At 68.1% G+C, this 21,814-nt stretch carries 17 protein-coding genes and 1 tRNA gene; 2 read left to right on the top strand and 16 right to left on the bottom strand.

The genetic code is table 11. The features are described 5' to 3' along the window. Positions 1-41: 41 nt before the first annotated feature. The 13 genes from J7357_RS02185 to J7357_RS02125 all read right to left on the bottom strand — a co-directional run bounded on the left by J7357_RS02185 (position 42) and on the right by J7357_RS02125 (position 12,767). Positions 42-1,502, bottom strand: a complete 1,461-nt coding sequence (locus tag J7357_RS02185; protein ID WP_209244529.1) for an undecaprenyl-phosphate glucose phosphotransferase — start codon at positions 1,500-1,502, stop codon at positions 42-44. A 312-nt stretch (positions 1,503-1,814) separates the two neighbouring features. Beyond that, the gene (locus tag J7357_RS02180; protein ID WP_244667184.1) at positions 1,815-3,251 is read right to left on the bottom strand and encodes a GumC family protein; all 1,437 of its coding nucleotides are present in this window, start codon (positions 3,249-3,251) and stop codon (positions 1,815-1,817) included. Further along, positions 3,248-3,940 (bottom strand): polysaccharide biosynthesis/export family protein, encoded by a 693-nt coding sequence (locus tag J7357_RS02175; RefSeq protein WP_026143621.1) that lies wholly within the window; start codon positions 3,938-3,940, stop codon positions 3,248-3,250. The genes J7357_RS02180 and J7357_RS02175 overlap by 4 nt, the downstream gene beginning before the upstream one ends. A gap of 571 nt (positions 3,941-4,511) precedes the next feature. Beyond that, positions 4,512-4,588: transfer RNA gene (locus J7357_RS02170), tRNA-Pro, on the bottom strand. Positions 4,589-4,691: 103 nt separating this feature from the next. Next, complete coding sequence (locus J7357_RS02165; RefSeq protein WP_009597860.1) at positions 4,692-5,048, bottom strand: MerR family transcriptional regulator; 357 nt, start codon at positions 5,046-5,048, stop codon at positions 4,692-4,694. Continuing rightward, positions 5,029-5,328 (bottom strand): integration host factor subunit alpha, encoded by a 300-nt coding sequence (locus tag J7357_RS02160; RefSeq protein ID WP_003466661.1) that lies wholly within the window; start codon positions 5,326-5,328, stop codon positions 5,029-5,031. Before J7357_RS02160 ends, J7357_RS02165 begins: the two co-directional genes overlap by 20 nt. Positions 5,329-5,351: 23 nt before the next feature. Beyond that, entirely contained in the window at positions 5,352-7,730 is a 2,379-nt protein-coding gene (gene pheT, locus J7357_RS02155; RefSeq protein WP_209244527.1) for a phenylalanine--tRNA ligase subunit beta, read from the bottom strand. A gap of 130 nt (positions 7,731-7,860) precedes the next feature. Further along, complete coding sequence (pheS, locus tag J7357_RS02150) at positions 7,861-8,856, bottom strand: phenylalanine--tRNA ligase subunit alpha (protein ID WP_010342858.1); 996 nt, start codon at positions 8,854-8,856, stop codon at positions 7,861-7,863. A 203-nt stretch (positions 8,857-9,059) separates the two neighbouring features. Then, complete coding sequence (rplT, locus tag J7357_RS02145; RefSeq protein ID WP_010342859.1) at positions 9,060-9,419, bottom strand: 50S ribosomal protein L20; 360 nt, start codon at positions 9,417-9,419, stop codon at positions 9,060-9,062. 10 nt (positions 9,420-9,429) lie between these two features. Then, positions 9,430-9,627, bottom strand: coding sequence for a 50S ribosomal protein L35 (gene rpmI / locus J7357_RS02140; RefSeq protein ID WP_010342861.1), 198 nt, complete (start codon positions 9,625-9,627; stop codon positions 9,430-9,432). Positions 9,628-10,006: 379 nt separating this feature from the next. Beyond that, a complete protein-coding gene (gene infC, locus J7357_RS02135; protein WP_304412340.1) occupies positions 10,007-10,531 on the bottom strand; it encodes a translation initiation factor IF-3 in 525 nt (174 codons plus the stop codon). Positions 10,532-10,594: 63 nt separating this feature from the next. Next, positions 10,595-12,499 (bottom strand): threonine--tRNA ligase, encoded by a 1,905-nt coding sequence (gene thrS / locus J7357_RS02130; protein ID WP_209244526.1) that lies wholly within the window; start codon positions 12,497-12,499, stop codon positions 10,595-10,597. A gap of 124 nt (positions 12,500-12,623) precedes the next feature. Further along, positions 12,624-12,767, bottom strand: coding sequence for a hypothetical protein (locus J7357_RS02125; RefSeq protein WP_209244524.1), 144 nt, complete (start codon positions 12,765-12,767; stop codon positions 12,624-12,626). 61 nt (positions 12,768-12,828) lie between these two features. On the opposite strand from J7357_RS02125, the gene J7357_RS02120 reads away from it, so the two are divergent. Continuing rightward, entirely contained in the window at positions 12,829-13,896 is a 1,068-nt protein-coding gene (locus tag J7357_RS02120) for a LacI family DNA-binding transcriptional regulator (protein ID WP_209244522.1), read from the top strand. Between the two features lie 61 nt (positions 13,897-13,957). Here J7357_RS02120 and J7357_RS02115 read toward each other — a convergent pair whose 3' ends face one another. The 3 genes from J7357_RS02115 to J7357_RS02105 are packed head-to-tail and all read right to left on the bottom strand — an operon-like array spanning position 13,958 to position 19,322. Continuing rightward, the gene (locus J7357_RS02115; RefSeq protein WP_244667183.1) at positions 13,958-15,643 is read right to left on the bottom strand and encodes an alpha-amylase family glycosyl hydrolase; all 1,686 of its coding nucleotides are present in this window, start codon (positions 15,641-15,643) and stop codon (positions 13,958-13,960) included. Beyond that, the gene (locus J7357_RS02110; RefSeq protein WP_209244886.1) at positions 15,640-17,115 is read right to left on the bottom strand and encodes an MFS transporter; all 1,476 of its coding nucleotides are present in this window, start codon (positions 17,113-17,115) and stop codon (positions 15,640-15,642) included. The genes J7357_RS02115 and J7357_RS02110 overlap by 4 nt, the downstream gene beginning before the upstream one ends. A 5-nt stretch (positions 17,116-17,120) precedes the next feature. After that, a complete protein-coding gene (locus J7357_RS02105; protein WP_209244520.1) occupies positions 17,121-19,322 on the bottom strand; it encodes a Six-hairpin glycosidase-like protein in 2,202 nt (733 codons plus the stop codon). Between the two features lie 240 nt (positions 19,323-19,562). Here J7357_RS02105 and J7357_RS02100 point away from each other — a divergent pair, with 240 nt between their 5' ends. Then, on the top strand, positions 19,563-21,656 hold the full coding sequence (locus J7357_RS02100; protein ID WP_209244518.1) for a glycoside hydrolase family 97 protein: 2,094 nt from the start codon (positions 19,563-19,565) through the stop codon (positions 21,654-21,656). Positions 21,657-21,814 lie beyond the last annotated feature (158 nt).

The following is a 21,814-nucleotide window of genomic DNA, read 5'->3' as shown; positions in this document are numbered from 1 at the left end:
ACGCTGCACACGGTCGGCGGGAAGAAGACGCATCGGGCGCATCAGTAGGCGGTCTTCTGCCCGAGCACCTTGAACGCGGTCAGCACGATGATCCGCGTGTCCAGCCACAACGACCAGCGGCGGATGTAGTCCAGGTCGTACTGGATGCGCTTCTTCATCGTGCGCAGTTCCGGCGTCTCGCCGCGGAAGCCGTTCACCTGCGCCCAGCCGGTGATGCCCGGCTTGACGTAGTGCCGCTGCATGTAATGGTGGATCAGCTTCTCGTAGTGGGTGTTGTGCTGCGCCGCGTGCGGACGCGGCCCCACCACCGACATGCTGCCGCCGAGCACGTTGAACAGCTGCGGCAGTTCGTCCAGGCTGGTGCGGCGCAGGAACGCACCGAAGCGGGTCACCCGGCTGTCGCCGCGCGTGGCCTGCACCACCACGTCGCTGGGCTCCTGCTGCACGCGCATGGAGCGGAACTTGTACATGTGGAACTCTCGCCCGCCCAGGCCGTGGCGGCGCTGGCGGAAGAACACCGGGCCCGGCGAGCTCAGCTTCACGCCCACCGCGATCGCCAGCATCAGCGGCCACAGCACGGCCAGCGCGGCCAGGGCCACCAGCTTGTCCTGCAGCGCCTTGGCAACCACGAAATAGGTGTTGCGGTCCACGCCGCCCTGGCGCAGGTTGATCACCGGCACATTGCCGATCTGGTCGCCGGACTGGTTGAGCATGCCGAAGTCGAACAGATCGGGAATCAGCCGGACCTGGATCGGATAGCGGTCCATGCGCTGCAGCAGCTGCTTGATGTGGTCGCGCTCGCCCAGCGGCAACGAGATCCACACCTGCTCGACCTGGTGGTCGTCGAGGTAGTCGATCAGCGCGTCGGCGGTGCCCTCGCCCAGGCACTGCAGCTTCTGCGGATGGTCGGCCACCGACAGGTCGTAGTCGCTGCTGAAGTAGCCCACCACCTGCATGCCCACCCAGGGATTGCGGCTCAGGTAGTTGTGGATCTTCACCACCGGATGGCGCAGCCCGACCACCACCACGCGCTGCACGTCCACGCCTTCCGAGCGCAGCCGGTTGAGCACGCCGCGCACCATCGTGCGCGAGAGCAGCAGCGTTCCCAGGCTGGTGACGAACCAGGTGCCGATCCACAGCCGCGAGACCTGCTGGCCGAACTGCACCACGAACGCATGCATGGCGAACAGGGCGAACACGCCGCCGCAGGCCAGGCTCAGCACCATCATCTCGCGCAACAGGCCGCGCCCGCGCCAACTGCGGTACAGCGGGAACAGGGCGAAGCAGATCACCGCGTACAGCAGCGTGGTGCCGATCGCCACCCGATATGCCGGTTCCGGCATCCAGGTACCGAACAGCAGCCGGTGGGTCAGCAACGCGCCGCCGACCATGACGGTCAGGTCGGACACGCGCAACAGGATGTCTGCCGCGGCCGCGTACTTGGACAGCATGCGCGGCGAGGAGGTCGTATAGGTGGCGCTACTCAGGTCTGCCAAAAGCATGATCGGGATTCCTATCCAAACCCGGTCGATCGGCATGCGGGGGAACATGCGACGCCGCCGGGCCTCGATTTCGCCTGCCTGTGGACCGCTGCGGCGCCTCCCTCGCCGACCCCAGGTCCACGGCAGCCCGTGATTACTTCAACAGAAGAACGTCTTCGTACAACCGCGCTGGAAAATAACGGAACACTTTATTGCCTAGCTGAACCACGTATCACCTCACTGAAAGTCTGTGCGTCGAACCGAAGCCGGCATGTGCGTTGCGGCACGCGCTCGCGCATTGCGCGGTGCGGCGCGCCATGGCGCTACGACGTCTCATGCCGAGGCCGCCGCCGCGGCTTCGGCCTCGCGGATGAAATAGCGCACCAGCGCCACCGCCACCGCCAGGAACAGGCCGAACACGAAGGCCAGGGCCAGGCCGAGCAGCTTCTTCGGCGAACTCGGCTTGCCCGGCACATCGGCGCGGTCGACGATCGAAATGTTGTTGGTGCCCACGTTGCCGACCACGCCGATCTCCTTGTAGCGCTGCAACAACGCGTCGTAGAGCTGGCGGTTGGTGTCGGCCTCGCGGCGCAGCATGGTGTAGCGGATGCTGCGGGTCTGCAGGTCCAGTTCGTCGTTCTTCAGGGCGGCGATGCGGTCGGCCAGCAAGGTTTCCTGCTGACGCGCCGATTCGTAATCGTTCTTCAGCGCGCTGCGGATGTTGGCGACCTCGTCGGCGATCTGCCGCTTGGTCTCGGCGATCTGGTTCTGCAGGCGCTGCATCTCCGGGTAGCCGGGCTGGAATGTCGCCAGCTTCTGCTGGTAGTCGGCGGTCATCTTGGCCTGCTCGGCGCGCAGATTCTGGATCAACGGGTTGCTGACCACCTGCGGCAGGCCCATGCCGTCGCCAATGCCGGCCTGGCGCCAGGCCGCCTCGGCCTTGATCCGCGCCTCCTGCGCCGCGGCCAGGCGCACATTCAGTTCGCTCATGTTCTGCGTGGGCAGCGACGGTTTGTCGTCGCCCATCGACACGATCTGTTCCTGGCTGGAATAGTCGACGGCGTTCTTCTCCGACTCCTCCACCTTGTCGCGCAGTTGCGCCAGGCGCTCGGACAGGTAGCGCGCGGCGAACGAGGACGCCTGCAGCCGGCGTTCCTGGGTCGAGGCGATGAACATCTTGGCGTAGGTGTTGGCCACGCGCGTGGCCAGCACGCGGTCGGGCGAATCGAAGTTGATCCGCACCAGACGCGAGTCGCGCACCGGCTCGATGGTCAACGCATCCAGCACCGGGCCGACCAGCGCATTCTCGGCCGCGGCAGCGCGCGCCTGCGGCGTCGGCGCACGCCCGTCGCCGTTGTCCTGCAGCTTCTCCAGGGCCTCGTCGACCAGCGGCTTGAACGCCGGCGCCTCGGTCAGCTTCGCCTCGCGGATCACCTGCCGCGCCAGCGAACGGCTGCCGAGCAGCTCGTACTGGGTCTGGTAGAAGTCGCGATCCTGCGGCGATTCCACCGGCATCAGGTTGGCGACATTGGCGACGTTGAGCGATTCGCGCTCGATCTGCAGCACGCTGGTGGCGCGGTACTTCGGCGTCATCAGCAGGAGCGCCAGCAGCGCCAGCAGGACCACCGCCGCGGTGATGCCGACGATCAGCCAACGCTGGCGGTACAGCGCATTCCAGTAATCCAGCAGGCCGATGTCGGCCGGGCTCAGCGGCGTGCCCACGGGGCGCGCGCGCGGCGCGGAGGCGGGAGGTAAGGTGGAGGCGCTCATCGGTAGGCCCTCCACACCATCACGAACGGGGTCAGTTGCACCACGGTCCGCAGCAACACCAGCGCGTCGGAGCGGTACACCACCACGATGTCGCCACCGTAGATCGCCGGATCCGGCGCGGCGCCCTTCTGGATCTCGCGCAGATCGAAGCGAGCCAGCATCTTCTGCCCGCCGACGGTCCGGAACACCACCACGTTGCCGCGGCTCGCCACGTCGCTGACGCCCTTGCCCAGCGACAGCGCCTGCTGCAGGGTCAGCGCGGAGCCCTGGATGGGATAGATGCCCGGCTCGCTGACCGCGCCGGTGACCGTGACCCGGTTGCCGGTGAACTCGTCGACCAGCACAGAGACCTGCGGGTTCTGCAGATAGCCGTTGCGGTAGCGGTCGGCGATCTCCTTCTGCAGCGCATTGACGCTGGAGCCGGCGGCCTTGACGTCGCCGATCAGCGGCAGCGAGATGCGGCCCTCGTTGTCGACCCGCACCTGTCGTTCCAGGTCGTCGACCTGGAACACCTTGACCGTCAGCAGGTCGCCCGGGCCGAGCAGGTATTCCGGCTTGCCCATTGAAGCGGCAAGCGGATCGCCCGCCGGCAGGTCGGTACGCATCGCCGGCCCGCTGCTGCATGCAGACAGCAGTCCCAGGCAGAACAGGGCCAGCGCCCAGTGGAAGGTCACGGAAAGTTTACCCATGCGCGATGCTGATGCCCTCTGTCGAATGGTTTTCGAAGCGCCGCACTCGTCCAACCGGCCAGGGCTCCGTCCCGGCCAGAGGATGATCACGGTGTCAATTCCTGCCCGGGACGAACGGCCCTGGCCAACAGCGAAGCTTCGTGTTGCAACGCACTATGGCACAGCCATCTGCCGTCACCAAGGCGTTACCCGACATTTTTTTGACGCAGTAACAGGAGGGTTCAACTACATGTCCGGCGATTCAGCGTAGCAAGGGCCGGTGAACGTTCCATCGACGCGATGTTAACGTGATCAATGTCAATGCATTGACGCTGCATCGCTCTCAGTTCTGGCGCGGCTTTCCGATCTGGCGAGGCGGCGCCGGCGCGCAGCCATGGCGCATTCCTGCGAATTTTGTCTACGGCGATGCGTCGGCCCCAAACGAGTGTTACGGATCGTCGACTCCGGCACCGCTGCCACAAGCCGGCGCTCGCACCGGGGGAGGCCGCGCCTGTCTACCGGGGAGTGGAGGCCCACAGCCCGGTGTGGTCAAACAAAAAGGCCCATGTCGCAGACATGGGCCTTCGAAAGATGGTCGGGGTAGCCGGATTCGAACCGACGACCACTAGTCCCCCAGACTAGTGCGCTACCAGGCTGCGCTATACCCCGATGTGTTGCGTCTCCGCCGTCATGGCGGACCCGCCTCGCGGCGAGTTGGCGATTATAGCGGGTTTGCCGCTGGCATTCCTAGCGGCGGTGGCGCCGCCCTGGTTCAACGCCGCAGCAACTGCAGGACTTCTTCCAGCTCCTGCCGCACCTGCTTGATGATCTGGTTGCTCAGCGCCGATTCCTGGCGGGCGCCCTCGCCTTCCAGGCGCAGCCGCGCACCGCCGATGGTGTAGCCCTGTTCGTACAGCAGGCTGCGGATCTGCCGCACCATCAGCACGTCGTGGCGCTGGTAGTAGCGCCGATTGCCGCGCCGCTTGACCGGTTCCAGGCTGGGAAACTCGGTCTCCCAGTAGCGCAGCACGTGCGGCTTGACGTCGCACAGCTCGCTGACCTCACCGATGGTGAAGTAGCGCTTGGCCGGAATCGGCGGAAGTTCGCGGTTACTGCCCGGGTCCAGCATATGCCTCCACTCGCTCCTTGAGCTTCTGTCCGGGGCGGAAGGTCACCACCGTCCGCGCCGAAATCGGGATCTCTTCGCCGGTCTTGGGATTGCGGCCGGGCCGTTGGTTCTTGCGGCGCAGGTCGAAGTTGCCGAAACCGGACAGCTTCACCTGCCGCCCCTGCTCGAGCGCGTCGCGCAGCACGTCGAAGAACGCATCGACGAATTCCTTGGCCTCGCGCTTGTTCAGCCCGACTTCGTCGAACAACCGCTCGGCCATTTCCGCTTTGGTCAACGCCATTGCCCTGCTATCCCCTGTCCTTCTCAACCACGCATCCGCGCGTCGTGTTCCCGCGCCAGCGCGGCCACCGCATCGGCGACCACCGCCTCCACGTCGCGGTCTGTCAGAGTGCGCGTGTTGTCCTGCAAAATCAAGCCCATAGCGAGACTCTTGCAACCAGCCTCGACCCTCGCGCCGACGTAGCGGTCGAACAGCACCACCTCGCGCAGCAAGGGCCCCACCGCCGCGCGCACGCTGCGCGCCAGCGCCGCCCAACTGACCGCATCCGGCACCACGAAGGCCAGGTCGCGGCGCACCGACGGGAACCGCGACAGCTCGGCGGCACGCGGCAAGGCACGCGCGGCCAGCGGCGCCAGGTCCAGCTCGAACGCCAGCACGTCCACGTCGATCTGCATCGCCTGCAGCAGCCGCGGATGCAGTTGGCCGATCCAACCGATCCGCACCTCGTCGCGATACACGTCGGCCGACCGGGTCGGATGCGCGAACGGGTGCGTGGACGCACGGTAGTCCAGGCGCGCGCCGGATGCCGCAGCCAGGGACTCAAGGTCGCCCTTGAGATCGTGGAAATCGACCTTGCGCGCCGGCAGGCCCCACTGCAGGGCGTCGGCATCGCCGCACACCGCCGCCGCCACCCGCTGGGTCTCGGTCGGCGCGGCACCGGCTTCCGCCGCCGCGGCGAACACCTTGCCCAGTTCGAACAGGCGCACGCGCCCGGCCTGGCGCGCGGCATTGCGGCCCAGCGCCGCGACCAGCCCCGGCAACAGCGACGGACGCATCACCGCCAGTTCGGCGCTGAGCGGATTGGCCAGGGCCACGCGCCGCTCGTGCAGCCCCCACTGGTCCAGCAGCGTGGCATCGACGAAGGCGTAGTTGATGGTTTCCAGCAGCTCGCGCGCCAGCAACTGCCGGCGCACGCTGCGCTCGTCAAGTTGGGTCTCGCTGTCCATGGCGATGCGCGTGGCGCCGCCGGGCAAGGTGGTCGGCAGGCGGTCGTAGCCGTGGATGCGGGCCAGTTCCTCGATCAGGTCCTCTTCGATGGCGATGTCGAAGCGGCGGCTCGGCGCGGTGACCTGCCAGCCATCGGCCGATGCAGTCACCTCCATGCCCAGCGCGCGCAGGATGCGCTCCACGTCGGCGTCGGCGATCTCGATGCCGAGCACGCGCAGGATGCGCGCGCGGCGCAGCGCGATCGGCGCCGGCGCTGGCAGGAATTCGGGCAAGGCGGCCTCGACCACTGGGCCGGCCCGCCCGCCGGCCAGCTCCAGCACCAGCCGCGTGGCCAGCTCCAGTGCCTGCCGCGGCAGCGCCGGGTCGACGCCACGCTCGAAACGGTGGCCGGCATCGGTGTGCAGGCCGAGCTTGCGGCCGCGGCCCATGATCGCCGCCGGCGCGAAATGCGCCGCCTCCAGGAACACGTGGCGGGTGGCTTCGGTGACGCGGGTGGCGTGGCCGCCCATCAGCCCGGCCAGCGCCACCGGCCGATCGGCGTCGGTGACCAGCAGGAAGCCCGGGTCCAGCGCCGCCTCGCGGCCATCGAGCAGGGTCAGGGTCTCGCCGTCGCGCGCGTGGCGCACGCCGACCGGGCCCTGCAAGGTGTCCAGATCGAAGGCATGCATCGGCTGGCCAAGCTCCAGCATCACGTACTGGGTGATGTCCACCAGCAGCGACACCGGGCGCACGCCGCTGCGGCGCAGGCGTTCGGCCATCCACAGCGGCGTCTTCGCCGCCGGATCCAGGTCCTCGACCACGCGGCCGCAGTAACGCGGCGCGTCGGCGCCCGCGTCCAGCGCCACCGCCAGCGTGCGCTCGCTGCTCACCGCCGCCGGCGTCACCGCCAGCGGCAGCACGTCGCTGCCGCAGGCCGCGGCCACGTCGTAGGCGATGCCGCGCACGCCGAAGCAGTCGGCACGGTTGGGGGTGAGCTTGATCTCGATGCTGGCGTCGGGCAGCCCCAGGTATTCGGTCAGCGCCTGGCCGACCGGCGCGTCGTCGGGCAACTCGAACAGCCCGGACGCGTCGCTGTCCAGCCCCAGTTCCTTGGCCGAGCACAGCATGCCGTTGGACGCGACCCCGCGCAGCTTGGCCGGCTTGATCGCGATGCCGCCGACCTGGGCGCCGACCAGCGCCAGCGGCGCAACCAGGCCCGCGCGTGCATTGGGCGCACCGCAGACGATCTGCAGCAGCTCGCCCTGCCCGGCATCGACCCGGCACACCTGCAACCGGTCGGCCTCGGGATGCGGCGCGGCCTCGACGATCCGCGCCACCACCACCTGCTGCAGGCCGTCGCCGAGCGGCACGACCTCCTCGACCTCCAGGCCGATGGCAGTCAGGGTCGCGGTGAGCTGCTCACGCGAGGCCTGGGTCGGAACGTGGCTACGCAGCCAGTTTTCGCTGAATTTCATGGAAGGGCCGGGAATCGGGAATGGAGAATGGGGAATCGAAAGCGCGGTCTACTGGAACGGAAACGGACTGGGGAAACGAGCTGTTGCGTTGCTTTGCCCATTCCCGATTCCCGTTTCCCGACTCCCAGCCTCAAGCAAACTGCCGCAGGAACCGCACGTCGTTCTCGAAGAAGGCGCGCAGGTCGTTGACGCCGTAGCGCAGCATCGCGAAACGCTCCACGCCCATGCCGAAGGCGAAGCCGGTGTAGCGCTCGGGGTCGATGCCGACGTTGCGCAGCACGTTCGGGTGGACCATGCCGCAGCCGAGCACTTCCAGCCAGCGGGTGCTGCCGTCGGGCTGCTGCCAGGCGATGTCGACCTCGGCGCCGGGCTCGACGAAGGGGAAGTAGCTGGGACGGAAGCGCATCTGGAAATCGCGCTCGAAGAACGCGCGCACGAATTCGGCCAGGGTGCCCTTGAGGTCGGCGAAGGTCGCGTGCTCGTCGACCAGCAGGCCTTCGACCTGGTGGAACATCGGCGAATGGGTCTGGTCGCTGTCGCTGCGGTAGACCTTGCCGGCGGCGATCATGCGCAGCGGCGGCGCATGCTCGCCCATGTAGCGCACCTGCACGCCCGAGGTGTGGGTGCGCAGCAGGCGGCCGTCGCCGAAATAGAAGGTGTCGTGCATCGCCCGCGCCGGGTGGTGCGGCGGGAAATTCAACGCCTCGAAGTTGTGCCAGTCGTCCTCGATCTCGGGGCCGTCGGACAACTCGTAGCCCAGCCGCGCGAAGATCTCGGTGATGCGCTCCAGGGTGCGGGTGACCGGATGCAGCCCGCCGCGTTCGCCGCGCCGGCCCGGCAGGGTCACGTCGATGCGCTCTGCGGCCAGGCGCGCGTCCAGCGCCGCGGTCTCCAGCAGCGTGCGGCGCTCGGCCAGCGCGGCGGACACCGTGTCGCGCGCGCGGTTGATCGCCTCACCGGCCAGCTTGCGCTGCTCCGGCGCCAGCGCACCGAGCTGCTTGAGCTGGGCGGTGATGCTGCCGCTCTTGCCGAGCAGCGCGACCCGCAGTTGCTCCAGCGCCTCCGGACTCTGCGCCGCGGCGATGTCCGCCAGCGCCTGCCCGCTCAGGGAATCGATCTCACTCATTGCACTCGCGCCTCACTGCTCCGGCCGAACCGTGGCCACCGTGTCCCGCCGATGCGGGACCTCACCTACCCGGCAGGCACCCCGCATCGGGACGCCCAAAAACGCAAAAGGGGAAGGACTTGCGCCCTTCCCCTGCATGCCTGCGATGGCTCCCGCCGAAACCCCGCACGTGGACGCGCGGGTTTCTGCAGGCACTCGCAAACTTATGCCGCCAGCGCGCCTTTCGCCTTCTCCGCCAGGGCGGCAAAGCCCTGCGCGTCGTGCACGGCGATGTCCGCCAGCACCTTGCGGTCGAGGGTGATGCCGGCCTTGAGCAGACCGTTCATGAAACGGCTGTAGCTCATGCCGTTGATGCGGGCCGCCGCATTGATGCGGGTGATCCACAGCGAACGGAAATTGCGCTTCTTCTGCTTGCGGCCGATGTAGGCGTACTGCTGCGCCTTGATCACCGCCTGCTTGGCGACGCGGAAAACCTTGCGACGGGCGTTGTAGTAGCCCTTGGCGAGGTTCAGAACTTTCTTGTGACGACGGCGCGCCTGGACGCCACGCTTGACTCGAGCCATGGTTCAGTCCTCAGAGGTAGGGAAGCATACGGTCCAGACGGCCTGCGTCCTCGGCACGGACGTGGTTCGTCTGCCGCAGGTTGCGCTTCCGCTTGGTCGCTTTCTTGGTGAGGATGTGGCTACGGTTGGCGTGGCCGGCCTTGTACTTGCCGGAGGCGGTCTTGCGGAAACGCTTGGCCGCCGCCCGGTTGGTCTTGATCTTGGGCATTGCAATGTCCTTGATGGTGTTTTGTCACTGGTCAGGGCGGTGGCTGCGCCACACTTTCCGTCCGTGCCCTTACCTGCTTGTAAGCCCTTGATCCACTAAGGATCCGGGCGGGTCCTATTGCCGCCGGAGCGGCAAACCCGGTGAACCGGGCCGCGCATTATGCCAGGGCTTGGAATGCCTTGCAAATCATGCGGTTCGGTGGGCGCGCACTGGCGAGCCGGGAATCGAGAATGGGGAATGGGGAATCGAAAACGGCGCGCACGGCGTCACCACGCAGCCTGCGCCGGGGCAAAAACGCCGGGATGATCATGCCAGTGGGCGCCGCTGGCGCCCGGGCGGCCGCGCGCCCGCACTGGGCGGGGCGCGATCCTGGCCTGGGTCAGCGCTTCTTCGGCGCGATCATCATCACCATCTGCCGGCCTTCCAGGCGCGGACGCGATTCGATGACGATGTCCTCGCCCAGATCGGCCTCGATCCGCGCTGCCATTTCGCGACCGAGCTCCTGATGGCTCATCTCGCGACCGCGGAAGCGGATGTTGACCTTGACCTTGTCGCCTTCCTCGATGAAGCGGCGCATGTTGCGCAGCTTGATCTGGTAATCGCCTTCGTCCGTGACCGGACGGAACTTGATTTCCTTGATCTCGACCTGCTTGGTCTTCTTCTTGGCTTCGTTGGCCTTCTTCTGCTGCTCGAACTTGAACTTGCCGAAGTCCATGATCTTGCAGACCGGCGGATCGGCCTGCGGCTGGATCTCGACCAGGTCGAGTCCGTCCTCTTCGGCCAGCGCCAGCGCTTCGTCGCGGGTCAACACGCCGACCATCTCGCCGTCCGCACCGATCACGCGCACGCGCGGAACGCGGATCTCTTGGTTCTTGCGGTTCTGTTTGTTGTCAGGGGTACTGATGTTGCAATCTCCCAGGGGAATCGGACTGGCACGGACGGAGGCTCCGTCCGTGCCAGGGTGGTGTCACGCCAACTGCTCGGCGCGCAGCCGGTCGGCGAAGGCGGCGACCGACATGGTGCCCAGATCCTCCCCCGATCGCGTACGGACCGCAATCGCGCCGTTTTCCGTCTCGCGGTCGCCCGCGACCAACAGGTACGGCACCCGCTGCAGCGTGTGTTCGCGAATCTTATAACCGATTTTTTCGTTCCGCAAATCGGCCTCGATGCGGAAGCCTTGATTTGCAAGGAGTTTCCGCACGTTGTCTACATAGTCTGCCTGCGCGTCCGTGATGTTCATGACCACGGCCTGCACCGGCGCCAGCCAGGCCGGGAACATGCCGGCGTGGTGCTCGATCAGGATGCCGATGAACCGCTCCATCGAGCCGACGATGGCCCGGTGCAGCATGACCGGATGCTTCTTCTGGCTGTGCTCGTCCACGTACTCGGCGCCGAGGCGGCCGGGCATCATGAAATCCACCTGCATGGTGCCGAGCTGCCAGGTGCGGCCGATCGCGTCCTTGAGGTGGTACTCGATCTTCGGGCCGTAGAAGGCGCCCTCGCCCGGCAGTTCCTGCCACTCCACGCCGCAGGCGCCGAGCGCGGCACGCAGGGCGGCCTCGGCCTTGTCCCAGGTGGCGTCGTCGCCCAGGCGCTTTTCCGGGCGCAAGGCGATCTTGATCTGGATGTCGTCGAAGCCGAAATCGCCGTACACCTTCAGCGCCTGCTGGTGGAAGGCGGTGACCTCGGCCTCGATCTGCTGCTCGGTGCAGAAGATGTGGCCGTCGTCCTGGGTGAAGCCGCGCACGCGCAGGATGCCGTGCAGCGCGCCGGACGGCTCGTTGCGGTGGCAGGCGCCGAACTCGCCGTAGCGGATCGGCAGGTCGCGGTAGCTGTGCAGGCCCTGGTTGAACACCTGCACGTGGCCCGGGCAGTTCATCGGCTTGACCGCGTAGGTGCGCTTCTCCGACTCGGTGAAGAACATGTTGTCCTGGTAGTTGTCCCAGTGGCCGGACTTCTGCCACAGCGACACGTCCAGGATCTGCGGGCAGCGCACCTCGCCGTAGCCGCTGTCGCGGTAGACCCTGCGCATGTACTGCTCGACCACCTGCCAGATCGACCAGCCCTTGGGATGCCAGAACACCAGACCCGGGCCCTCTTCCTGCAGGTGGAACAGGTCCTGCTGCTTGCCGATCTTGCGGTGGTCGCGCTTGTCGGCCTCCTCCATCCGCAGGATGTAGGCCTCGAGCTGCTTCTTGTCGGCCCAGGCGGTGCCGTAGATGCGCTGCAGCTGCTCGTTCTTGGCGTCGCCGCGCCAGTAGGCGCCGGAGATGCGGGTCAGCTTGAAGGCCTTGAGGAAGCGCGTGTTCGGCACGTGCGGGCCGCGGCACATGTCCACGTATTCCTGGTGGTAGTACAGGCCCATCGCGGTGACGTCGTCGGGCATGTCCTCGATCAGCCGCAGCTTGTAGTCCTCGCCGCGCTGCTTGAACAGTTCGATCACCTCGGCGCGCGGGGTGACCTTCTTGATCACGTCGTAGTCCTGCGCGATCAGCTCCTGCATGCGCTTCTCGATCGCCGCCAGGTCCTCCGGGGTGAACGGGCGCTCGCTGTAGATGTCGTAGTAGAAGCCCTCGGCGATGACCGGACCGATCACCATCTTGACCTCGGGGTACAGCTGCTTGACCGCATGGCCGACCAGGTGCGCGCAGGAGTGGCGGATGATCTCCACGCCTTCGGCGTCCTTGGCGGTGATCAGGCGCAGGCTGGCGTCGTGGTCGATGAGGTCACAGGCGTCGACCAGGCGGCCATCGACCTGACCGGCGATGGTCGCCTTGGCCAGGCCGGGGCCGATGGACTGGGCCACGTCCATGGGACTGACGGGATGTTCGAATTCGCGGCGGCTGCCGTCGGGGAGCGTGATCGTGATCATGGGAGTCGGCGGAAAGGGAAACTGGGGGATGACGTCCGCGCCACCTCGGCGGCAGGCCAGCCTGGGCGCGGGACAGAAAGAAGGCGCCACAAGGGCGCCTGCTCGGACAGCCTTGGGCGGGAACTCACGCGAGGGCGGTGGTAGTGCTCATGTCGCACGCTCGGCCGGCGTCGCCGCGGGCCACCCATGTCCAGATCAGGTCGAAGAGCAGGATGGTAAACCAGCTTTTACCAAAATGGTAATCGCGGTCTTTTACCAAAACGGTCATTCCTGGTATGCCGCCGAGGCCTTCGCTGCGCCGCAGCAAGAGCTACAGCAGCCGCCATGGCATGCTTCGCCGACGTTTTCTCCGCACCGGACGCGCCGTCATCAAAGGCAAGGCCACCTCACTGGACATCGCCTATCTCGCGGGCGTGTCGCAACCCACGGTCTCGCGCGCGCTGCGCGGCAGCCCGGCGGTCAACGAGCAGACCCGGCGCAAGATCCTGGCGATCGCGCGCGAGCTGAACTACAAGGTCGACAAGCACGCCTCCAGCCTGCGCCTGCGCAATGCCGGCACGCTGGCGTTGCTGTTCTTCGAAGATCCGACCACCGACGACTCGCTGATCAACCCGTTCTTCCACTCGATGCTGGGGTCGATCACCCGCGCCTGCGCCCGCCACGGCTACGACCTGCTGGTGTCGTTCCAGCAGTTGTCGGACAACTGGCGTGCCGACTACGGCGACAGCCAGAAGGCCGATGGGCTGATCCTGCTCGGCTATGGCGACTATCTGCAGGCGCAGCAGCGGCTGCAGCACCTGGTCGACCAGGGCACGCACTTCGTGCGCTGGGGCGCGGTGCTGCCCGGGCAGCCGGGCGTGTCGATCGGCAGCGACAACTTCCAGGGCGGGCACGACATCACCGCGCACCTGCTGGCGCAGGGCCGCCGCCGCATCGCCTTCCTCGGCGACGCCTCCAACCATTACCCCGAGTTCCTGGAACGCTACCGCGGCCATCTGCAGGCGCTGTGCGCGGCCGGCGCCGACGCCACGCCGGCGCTGCAGGTCGATGCGATCACCACCGAGCAGTCAGGCTACGAAGCGGCGCTGGCCCTGCTCGGCCGCGGCGAACGCTTCGATGCGCTGTTCGCCGCCAGCGACCTGATCGCCATCGGCGCGTTGAAGGCACTGCGCGAGCATGGCCTGCGCGTGCCTGAGGACGTGGCCCTGGCCGGCTTCGACGATATCCCGGTGGCCGCCAGCGTCGATCCGGCGTTGTCGACGGTGCAGCAGGACACCAAGCTGGCCGGTGCGGTGCTGGTGGACACCCTGCTGGCGCAGATCGCCGGGCAGCCGGTGAGCAGCCGCACCCTGCCGGTGACGCTGGCGCTGCGCGGCTCGTCGCTGCTGCGCAACTGAGCCCGCTCGGGCGTTGACGCGCCGACGGCCGGCGCGCTGACGCCGACCGGCAGCGCCGCGTTCACGGCGTCGGCGCGACCCCGTCCTTGGCCGCCATCAGCCAGCGCAGCCGCGCGCGCAGGTCCGGGCGCACGATCGGCGCATCGGACAGGAACACGCGCACACCATGCGCCGGCACCTCGACGCGCAATGCATCGGTCACCTGGGTGGCACTACCGTCGAAGCCATCGTGCCAGGTGCCGGGCTGCAGGTAGCGACGCACCTCCAGCGTGCGCGGCGCGTCGCCCTTGTTCAGCAGCACCAGCGCGGTCTGGGTGCTGCCCGCATGCTGGAACACCCGGTAGAACACCGCCTCGTCGCCGGACAGCTGCAGGTTGAGCTGCAGGCCGCGCTGCAGCGCCGGGCTGCGCTGGCGCAGCGTGGCGATGCGCCGCAGCGGCGCGAAGATCGGGCTGCTCGGCGCCGCGTTCACCCGCTCCTGGCCGAAGTAGTTGCGATTGCCGGCATGCTCGGCGCGCCCGCGCATGAAGCCGGTCTCCGAGCCGTAGTAGATCACCGGGATGCCGCGCGCGGTGAACAGCCAGTTGTGCGCGTCGATGAAGCCGGCGTCGCTGGCGTCCAGCCGCGCCATGTCGTGGTTGTCGTAGAAGGTCATCAGCTCGTACGGATTGGCGTACGGGCCGCGTTCCAGGTACAGCGCTGGCTGCAGCGTCTCGTAGCCGCGCTGGGCGTGGCCGAAGGTCGCTGCCAGTGCCTGCTTGAGCGGGAAATCCAGCACGCTGACGCCGGCGTTGTTGGCCCAGGTGTGGCCGGCGATCTTGTGCGCGTTGTAGTCGAAGTCCTCGCCGAACATGAACATGCCCGGGCGCTGCGCGCGGATGCGGCGCACGAACTCGTGCCAGAAGCTGTCCGGCATCCAGCCGATGGTGTCGATGCGGAACGCATCGGCGCCCTGCCCCAGCCACTGCGAGTAGGCGCCGACCAGGTACTCCATCACCGCCGGGTTGCGCTCGTTGAAGTCGGACAACTGCGCCAGGTTGCCGCCGGTGTTGTAGAACGCGTGCAGCGGGTTGTGCGCCGGGTCCAGCCTGGACGGCGGCAGGTTCTGGTGGTCGGCGATGAGCTTGCCGTCGCGGTCGAACACCTGGCCGAACATGGGTTGCCGCTTGGGCATGGTCCAGGCCGGCGAGCCGTGGTTGCCGACGATATCCAGTACCACCTTCAACTGCTGCGCGTGCATGGCCTGGGTGAAGCCAGCGAAATCCAGCCCCGGGCTCGGCAGATGTTCATCGAGCTTGTAGAAGTTCACGCCCCAGTAGCCGTGGTAGCCGGTCTTGCCACGATCGCTCAGCGAGCTGCCCCATGTGATCGGCTTGCCGCCGGTGAAGGCCTCGTCCGGGTTGTCGACGATCGGGGTGATCCACACCGCGCCGAAGCCCAGGTCGCGGATGTAGCCGGCGTTGTCGACCACGCCCTTGAAGTCGCCGCCGAGGTAGCCGATGTTGTCGCTCTCGCCCGGCGGCGCCGGGATCGGGATGTCGAAGGTGCGGTGCGCGCCGCCCTGGTCGCGGTGATCGTTGCCCGGATCGCCGTTGACGAAGCGATCGGTGACCACGAAGTACACCGCCTCGCTGGCGAACGGCTCCAGCGTGCCGTAGAACTCCTCCTGCGCGGGCGCCTGGGCCTGCGCCGACGCAGCGCAGGCGCCCAGCAGGGCCAGCGCCAACAGCGATATCCGATCGATCATGCATTCGCTCCCGAATCCGACGGCACCCACAGCACGCACAGCGCCGCCACCAGCAGGCTGGCGCCGCCAATCGCCAGCGCGTACAGCGGCCGGCCGCCGAGCCAGTGCGTGAGCACGAAGCCCAGCACGCTGACCGCGACCAACTGCGGGATCACGATGAAGAAATTGAAGATGCCCATGTACACGCCCATCTTCGCCGCCGGCACGCTGTCCGACAGCAAGGCATAGGGCAGCGACAGGATCGAGGCCCAGGCGAAGCCCACCCCGACCATCGACAGCAGCAGCCACTGCGGATCGCGGATCCACAGGAACGACAGCAGGCCGGCCGCCCCCAGGCACAGGTTGAGCAGATGGCTCATGCGCAGCCCGCAGGCGCGCACCAGCAGCGGAATGGCGATCGCGGCCAATGCGGCAAAGCCGTTGTAGGCGGCGAACAGCACGCCGACCCAGTTGGCGCCCTCGTTGTAGGCGGCCGAGGTGACGTCCTGGGTGCCGTAGTGGGTCTGGGTGACCGCGGCGGTGGTGTTGATCCACATCGCGAACAACGCGAACCAGGAGAAGAACTGCACCCCGGCCAGGCGCCGCATCGCCCGCGGCATGGTCTGCAGATCGCAGACGATCGCCGCCAACATGTGTCCGCGGCGCAGCCGCGGCGCCACGCCCTGCAGCACGCCGTAAGCGATGCACAGACCGGCTAGCACGTACAGCATGCGGTCGCCGCGGCACCAGGCGATGGCCCCCGCGCCGGCAATGCCCACCGCGCACCACAGCGCAGCGGCGCCATCGACACGGCGCGGTTGCGCCGCCGCGGCGGCCGCCGTGGCGACGTCGCTGCCGTGCAGGTCTTCGGGCGGATACTCGCGGGTGCGCAGCACGGTCCAACCGATGGACAGGAACAGCACCGCGCCGCCGACATAGAACGCGTAGCGCACCGTCGCCGGCACCTCGCCGGGGGCGGCGGTATTGCTGACGCCCCAGTGCGCCAGCAGCCACGGCAGCATGCTCGCCACCACTGCGCCGACGCCGATGAAGAAGCTCTGCATCGCATAACCGGTGGCGCGCTGGCGCGTCGGCAACTGGTCGCCGACGAAGGCGCGGAACGGCTCCATCGAGATGTTGATCGAGGCGTCCAGCACCCACAGCGTGCCGGCCGCCACCCACAGCGTCGGCGAGTTCGGCATCACCAGCAGGGCCAACGTGGTGAACAGCGCGCCGACCATGAAGTAGGGGCGACGCCGGCCGAAGCGGTTCCAGGTGCGGTCGGACAGGTAACCGACGATCGGCTGCACGATCAGGCCGGTCAGCGGTGCGGCGATCCACAGTCCCGGCACCTGGTCCATGTCGGCGCCGAGGGTCTGGAAGATGCGACTGGCATTGGCGTTCTGCAGCGCGAAGCCGAACTGGATGCCCAGGAAGCCGAAGCACATGTTCCAGATCTGCCAGAACGACAGCGCCGGCTTGGCGCGTGGCATGGCGCTCATGGACGCTCCTCGATCGGGCCGGCCGGCGCGATCAGCAGCGCGGCGACATCGGCGGCATTGACCACGCCATCGGCGCCGCCCTGGCCACCGGTGTAGCGCGCGAAGTGCTGCAGTGCGCTCATGTTCGCCGCCGGCAGCAAGCGCGCGACGCAACGTTGCCCGGCCTGCAGCACGAACAGCGCCGTCGTGGAGGTCTGCTCGCCAACGCTGTGCGGCATCACCAGCGGTTGCGATTGCGCTGGCGCGTCGCCGCATTGCACCTGCAGGCGTTTGACCGCGGCGGTGACACCGGTGTTGATCGGACCATGCGCATTGACGTAACGCAGGCCAAGCCGATACGCGCCGTCGCGTGGCGCCGTCCACGTCCAGTCGTCGGGACCGTCCACGCGCGCAACATCACCGACGCAGACGGTGGGGCTATGCAGCGATTCCCAGCGCCCCACTTGCCGGGTCAGGCTCAGGCACTGCACGCGCTCGGCCAGCGGCAGCAGCGCGCCGTCGGCATGCCCCGTGTGCACCTGCCCATCGACGTACAGCACCGTGTCCGCGGCCGCCTGCACGTGCCAGCCATCAGCCTCGCGCCGTACCTGTGGCGCAGGCGGAGCCAGCGGTGCGAAGGCGTCATCGGCCGCCAGCATCTGCAGCGGCGCGCTGCCGCTGTGCCGGGCCACCAGGTCGATGGTGGTGACGCCGTTCTGGCTGTGGGTCTTGCCAGCGACCAGCAGGTCGCCCTGCAGTTGCGCCGGCCGGCGCAGCACGATGCGCCGGTCCTTCAGCTGCAACGCGATCTCCTGGCGCTCCCCGAACAGCAGCGGCACCAGGCTGGTCGGCAGCTTGGGCAGCACCCGGCCGTCGTCCTCCACGCCGAACACGCCCTCGATCACCATCGCCAGATAGCCGGCCACCGACCACAGCTGCCGCGGCGAATTGACCACCGGGCCGCTCAGCGGACCGTCGTCGACATGCATGGCCTGGCTCAGGAACTCGTAGTTCTCCATGTTCGAACCGGCCAGCGCGGCGCCGCGCAGCAGCGAGCGCACTTCCAGGTCGATGCGCGCGCTGTCGTCGGTGTGCCGCGCCGCACGCAGTGCGTAGGCGCTGACGAATGGCCAGATCGCCCGGTTATGGTAAATCGGCACCTCGCGCTGCTGCGGCCACACCACCGGACTGCCTGCCTCCACCGCGGGATAGCGCGCCAGCGCCTGGCGCGCGCGCGCGGCCGGCAGCACGTCGGCCAGCACCGCCAGCGACAGGCCCAGCAGATCGTAGCGTTCGTAGCGCACCGGATGCTCGGCGGTGCCGATGTAGCTGACGTAGGTGCCGCGGTCCTCGCGCCAGAAACGCTGCGCGATCGCCTGGCGCAGCGCGTCGGCCCAGCCGGCATAGCGCGCGGCCGCCTGTGCATCGCCCTGCTCCCGGGCCAGGCGCTCGCCCAGGCGCAGCGCCTGGTAATGCAGCACGTTGGTGGACAGCGCGAAGGAACTGGCGATGAAGCCGACATCCTCGCGCGTCCAGGCCGGATAGGTCTGCTCGCGCCAGTCCAGGAACGAGGTCTCGCCGCGGTACAGGCCGATGCGCGGGTCGAACGCGAACGCGCGATCCTGCGCCAGCGTGGCAGTGAGCGCGGCGCGGGTGTCGGCGGCGAAGCCCGGATCGTCCAGCAGGTGCCGCGCAGCCAGGAACCACACCACGCGGTCGCTGCTCACCGGCCAACTGCCGCCGGAGCCGGTGTCCTGCGCCACGAACAGCCCCGGCAGCGCGTCGGCGCCGCGCATCGGCGACAGCTTGAAGCGCAGCGAGCGCCGCGTGCGCACCGGATCCAGCCGGGCCAGGGCCAGGTCCGCGGCATAGCTGACATCGCGGGTCCACACGTAGGGCCAGCGCTCGCCGGTCTGGTAGCAATCGCACGGCAACGGCTTGCCGTGATCGAACGCCGGGTCGCGGATCGCCTGCACCTGGTCGTCGTGCAGTTCCTGCTGCGCCAGCGCGAACAGCGCATCGAACAACGGACTGTCGGTCTCGCTGCGCAGCGGCTGTGCCGGCACCGTGCGCGTGCCCTGCGCCGCATGCAGCACGAAACCGCCGTCGGCCGTGGCCTCGGCCTGCGCGGTCTGGCCACGCCATTGCAATGACGTCTGTCCAGCAGACGCCGACGCCGCGGCACCCAAGGTGGCGGCCAAGCAAATCATCTTCAGCATCGAAGCGGCAGACCGGCTCGCACCGATCGACCTCCCTCCCTCTTTGCCTGCATGGTGGAAGCGCAGGCCGGCACGCCGGCGCTACGGTCGCCGCCTCCGCATCGCGGGGGCGCTGCGGACATGGTAGACGGGCGGCACCGCGACGCGTGCAGTTGCATACGTATTCATCGCATGCGCCACGGCGGCCGCGGACCGCGTCGCTATAGTCGATGCGCTGCCACGGTCGCCCTGGGAGGGGATATGCCGCTGTTTGAGGTCCTGTCGCGCCTGCGTGTGCCGTCGTTGCTGGCGAGTGTGTTGTGGTGCGTTGCGCCATGCCTGCACGCCGCGCCGCAGACGCTGGCCAGCGTGGACTCGCCGGGCAAGATCCTGCGCGTCTCCCTGCAGTTGGACGGCGGCCGCCCCAGCTATCGCGTGCAGCGGCTGGGCGAGGCGGTGATCGGCGAATCGCGGCTGGGCTTCCAGTTGCGCGACGGCAGCCTGGATCGCGACCTGGCCGTGCTCGGCCAGCACAGCCGCAGCGTCGACGAGACCTGGGAACAGCCGTGGGGCGAGCGCCGCTATGTGCGCAACCACTACAACGAACTGCGCGTGGACCTGGGAGAGCGTGGCGGCCGCCAGCGTCGCTTCGCGGTGGTGTTCCGGGTCTACGACGACGGGCTCGGCTTTCGCTACAGCTTTCCGCAGCAGCCCGGCATGCAGGAGGCCGTCATCGACGAAGAGCTCACCGAGTTCGACATCGTCCCTGATGCGACCGCCTGGTGGATTCCCGCCGGCGCACCCATCCACTACGAATACCTGTATCGACGCACGCCGCTGCGCGAGGTGCCGCTGGCGCACACGCCGTTCACCCTGCGCAGCCAGGACGGCCTGCACCTGGCCATCCACGAGGCCGCCCTGGTCGACTACGCCGGGATGTGGCTGCGCCGCGGCGAAGGCCAGCGCCTGCATGCGCAACTGTCGCCGTCGGCGGAAGGCTGGAAGGTGCGCCGGTCCCTGCCCTTCGACACGCCGTGGCGCACGCTGCAGATCAGCGACACCGCCGGTGGCCTGGTCGATTCCAACCTGATCCTCAACCTCAACGAACCCAACGCACTGGGCAAGGTGAGCTGGGTGCATCCTGCCAAGTACATCGGCGTGTGGTGGTCGATGCACCTGAACCAGGAAACCTGGGCGCGCGGCCCCAGGCATGCCGCCACCACCGCCAACACCCGCCGCTACATCGACTTCGCCGCAGCGCACGGCTTTCGTGGCGTGCTGGTCGAAGGCTGGAACCCCGGCTGGGACGGCAACTGGGTCGGCAACGGCGACGACTTCGACTTCACCCGCGCCACCGCGGACTTCGACATCGATGCGCTCAGCGCGTACGCGGCGAAGAAGGGCGTGCACCTGATCGGCCACCACGAGACCGGCTGCGCGGTGGAGCACTACGAAGACCAGCTCGATGCGGCGCTGGACCTGTACGCGCGGCTGGGCGTGGACACCTTCAAGACCGGCTACGTCTGCGACGATGGCCAGGTGGACCGGCGCAATCCCGCCGGCGGCCCGCTGTGGCGCGAATGGCACGACGGCCAGTTCATGGCTCGCCACCATCTCAAGGTGGTGCAGGAGGCGGCCAGGCGCCACCTGTCGGTCAATGCCCATGAACCGATCAAGGACACCGGCCTGCGCCGCACCTACCCGAACTGGCTCTCGCGCGAAGGCGCGCGCGGCATGGAGTACAACGCCTGGGGCGAGCCGCCGAACCCGCCGGAGCACGAAGTGAACCTGGTGTTCACGCGGATGCTGGCCGGGCCGATGGACTACACCCCCGGCATCCTCAGCCTGAAGGGCCGCGGCGGACGCGCGATTCCGAGCACGCTGGCACGGCAACTGGCCCTGTACGTGACCCTGTACAGCCCGATCCAGATGGCGGCCGACCTGCCCGAGCACTACCTGCAGCACCGCGACGCCTTCCGCTTCATCGAGGACGTGGCGGTGGACTGGGACGACAGCCGCGTGCTCGACGGCGAGATCGGCGAGTACGTGACCATCGTGCGCAAGGACCGCCACAGCCGCGACTGGTTCCTCGGCAGCATCACCGACGAACACGGCCGCGTGCTGCCGATCGCGCTGGGCTTTCTTGAGCCCGGAGTGCGCTACCGCGCCGAGATCTACCGCGACGGCGACGCTGCCGACTACCTGCACAACCCGTTCGACTTCGTCCGCGAACAGCGCGAGGTCACCAGCCGCGATCAGTTGCTGCTGAAGCTGGCACCTGGCGGCGGTCAGGCGATCCGTTTCGTGCCGCTGGACCCGGCGCCGGCAGCCGCTGGCTCGGCTGCTTCGCGCTGACGCGGCACTGTGCCGCAGGCAGCACCGACGGCGGATGCTGGGTGCTTGGTCACTGACTTCCCGGATCCGCCGCCGCGCCAGCACGCGTGCAGGACAGCGCCGCTGCGCACGGCATCGGCCCTGTCAGCCGGGGACTGCGCCGCGTCTCGGCAACGCGA

Origin of the sequence: Xanthomonas sp. D-109, from assembly GCF_017746095.1 — a bacterium.
In the GTDB taxonomy this organism is placed as follows: Bacteria; Pseudomonadota; Gammaproteobacteria; order Xanthomonadales; family Xanthomonadaceae; genus Xanthomonas_A; species Xanthomonas_A sacchari.
Note: the sequence above shows the minus strand (reverse complement) of the source record. Positions and strands in the feature narration are given on the sequence as shown.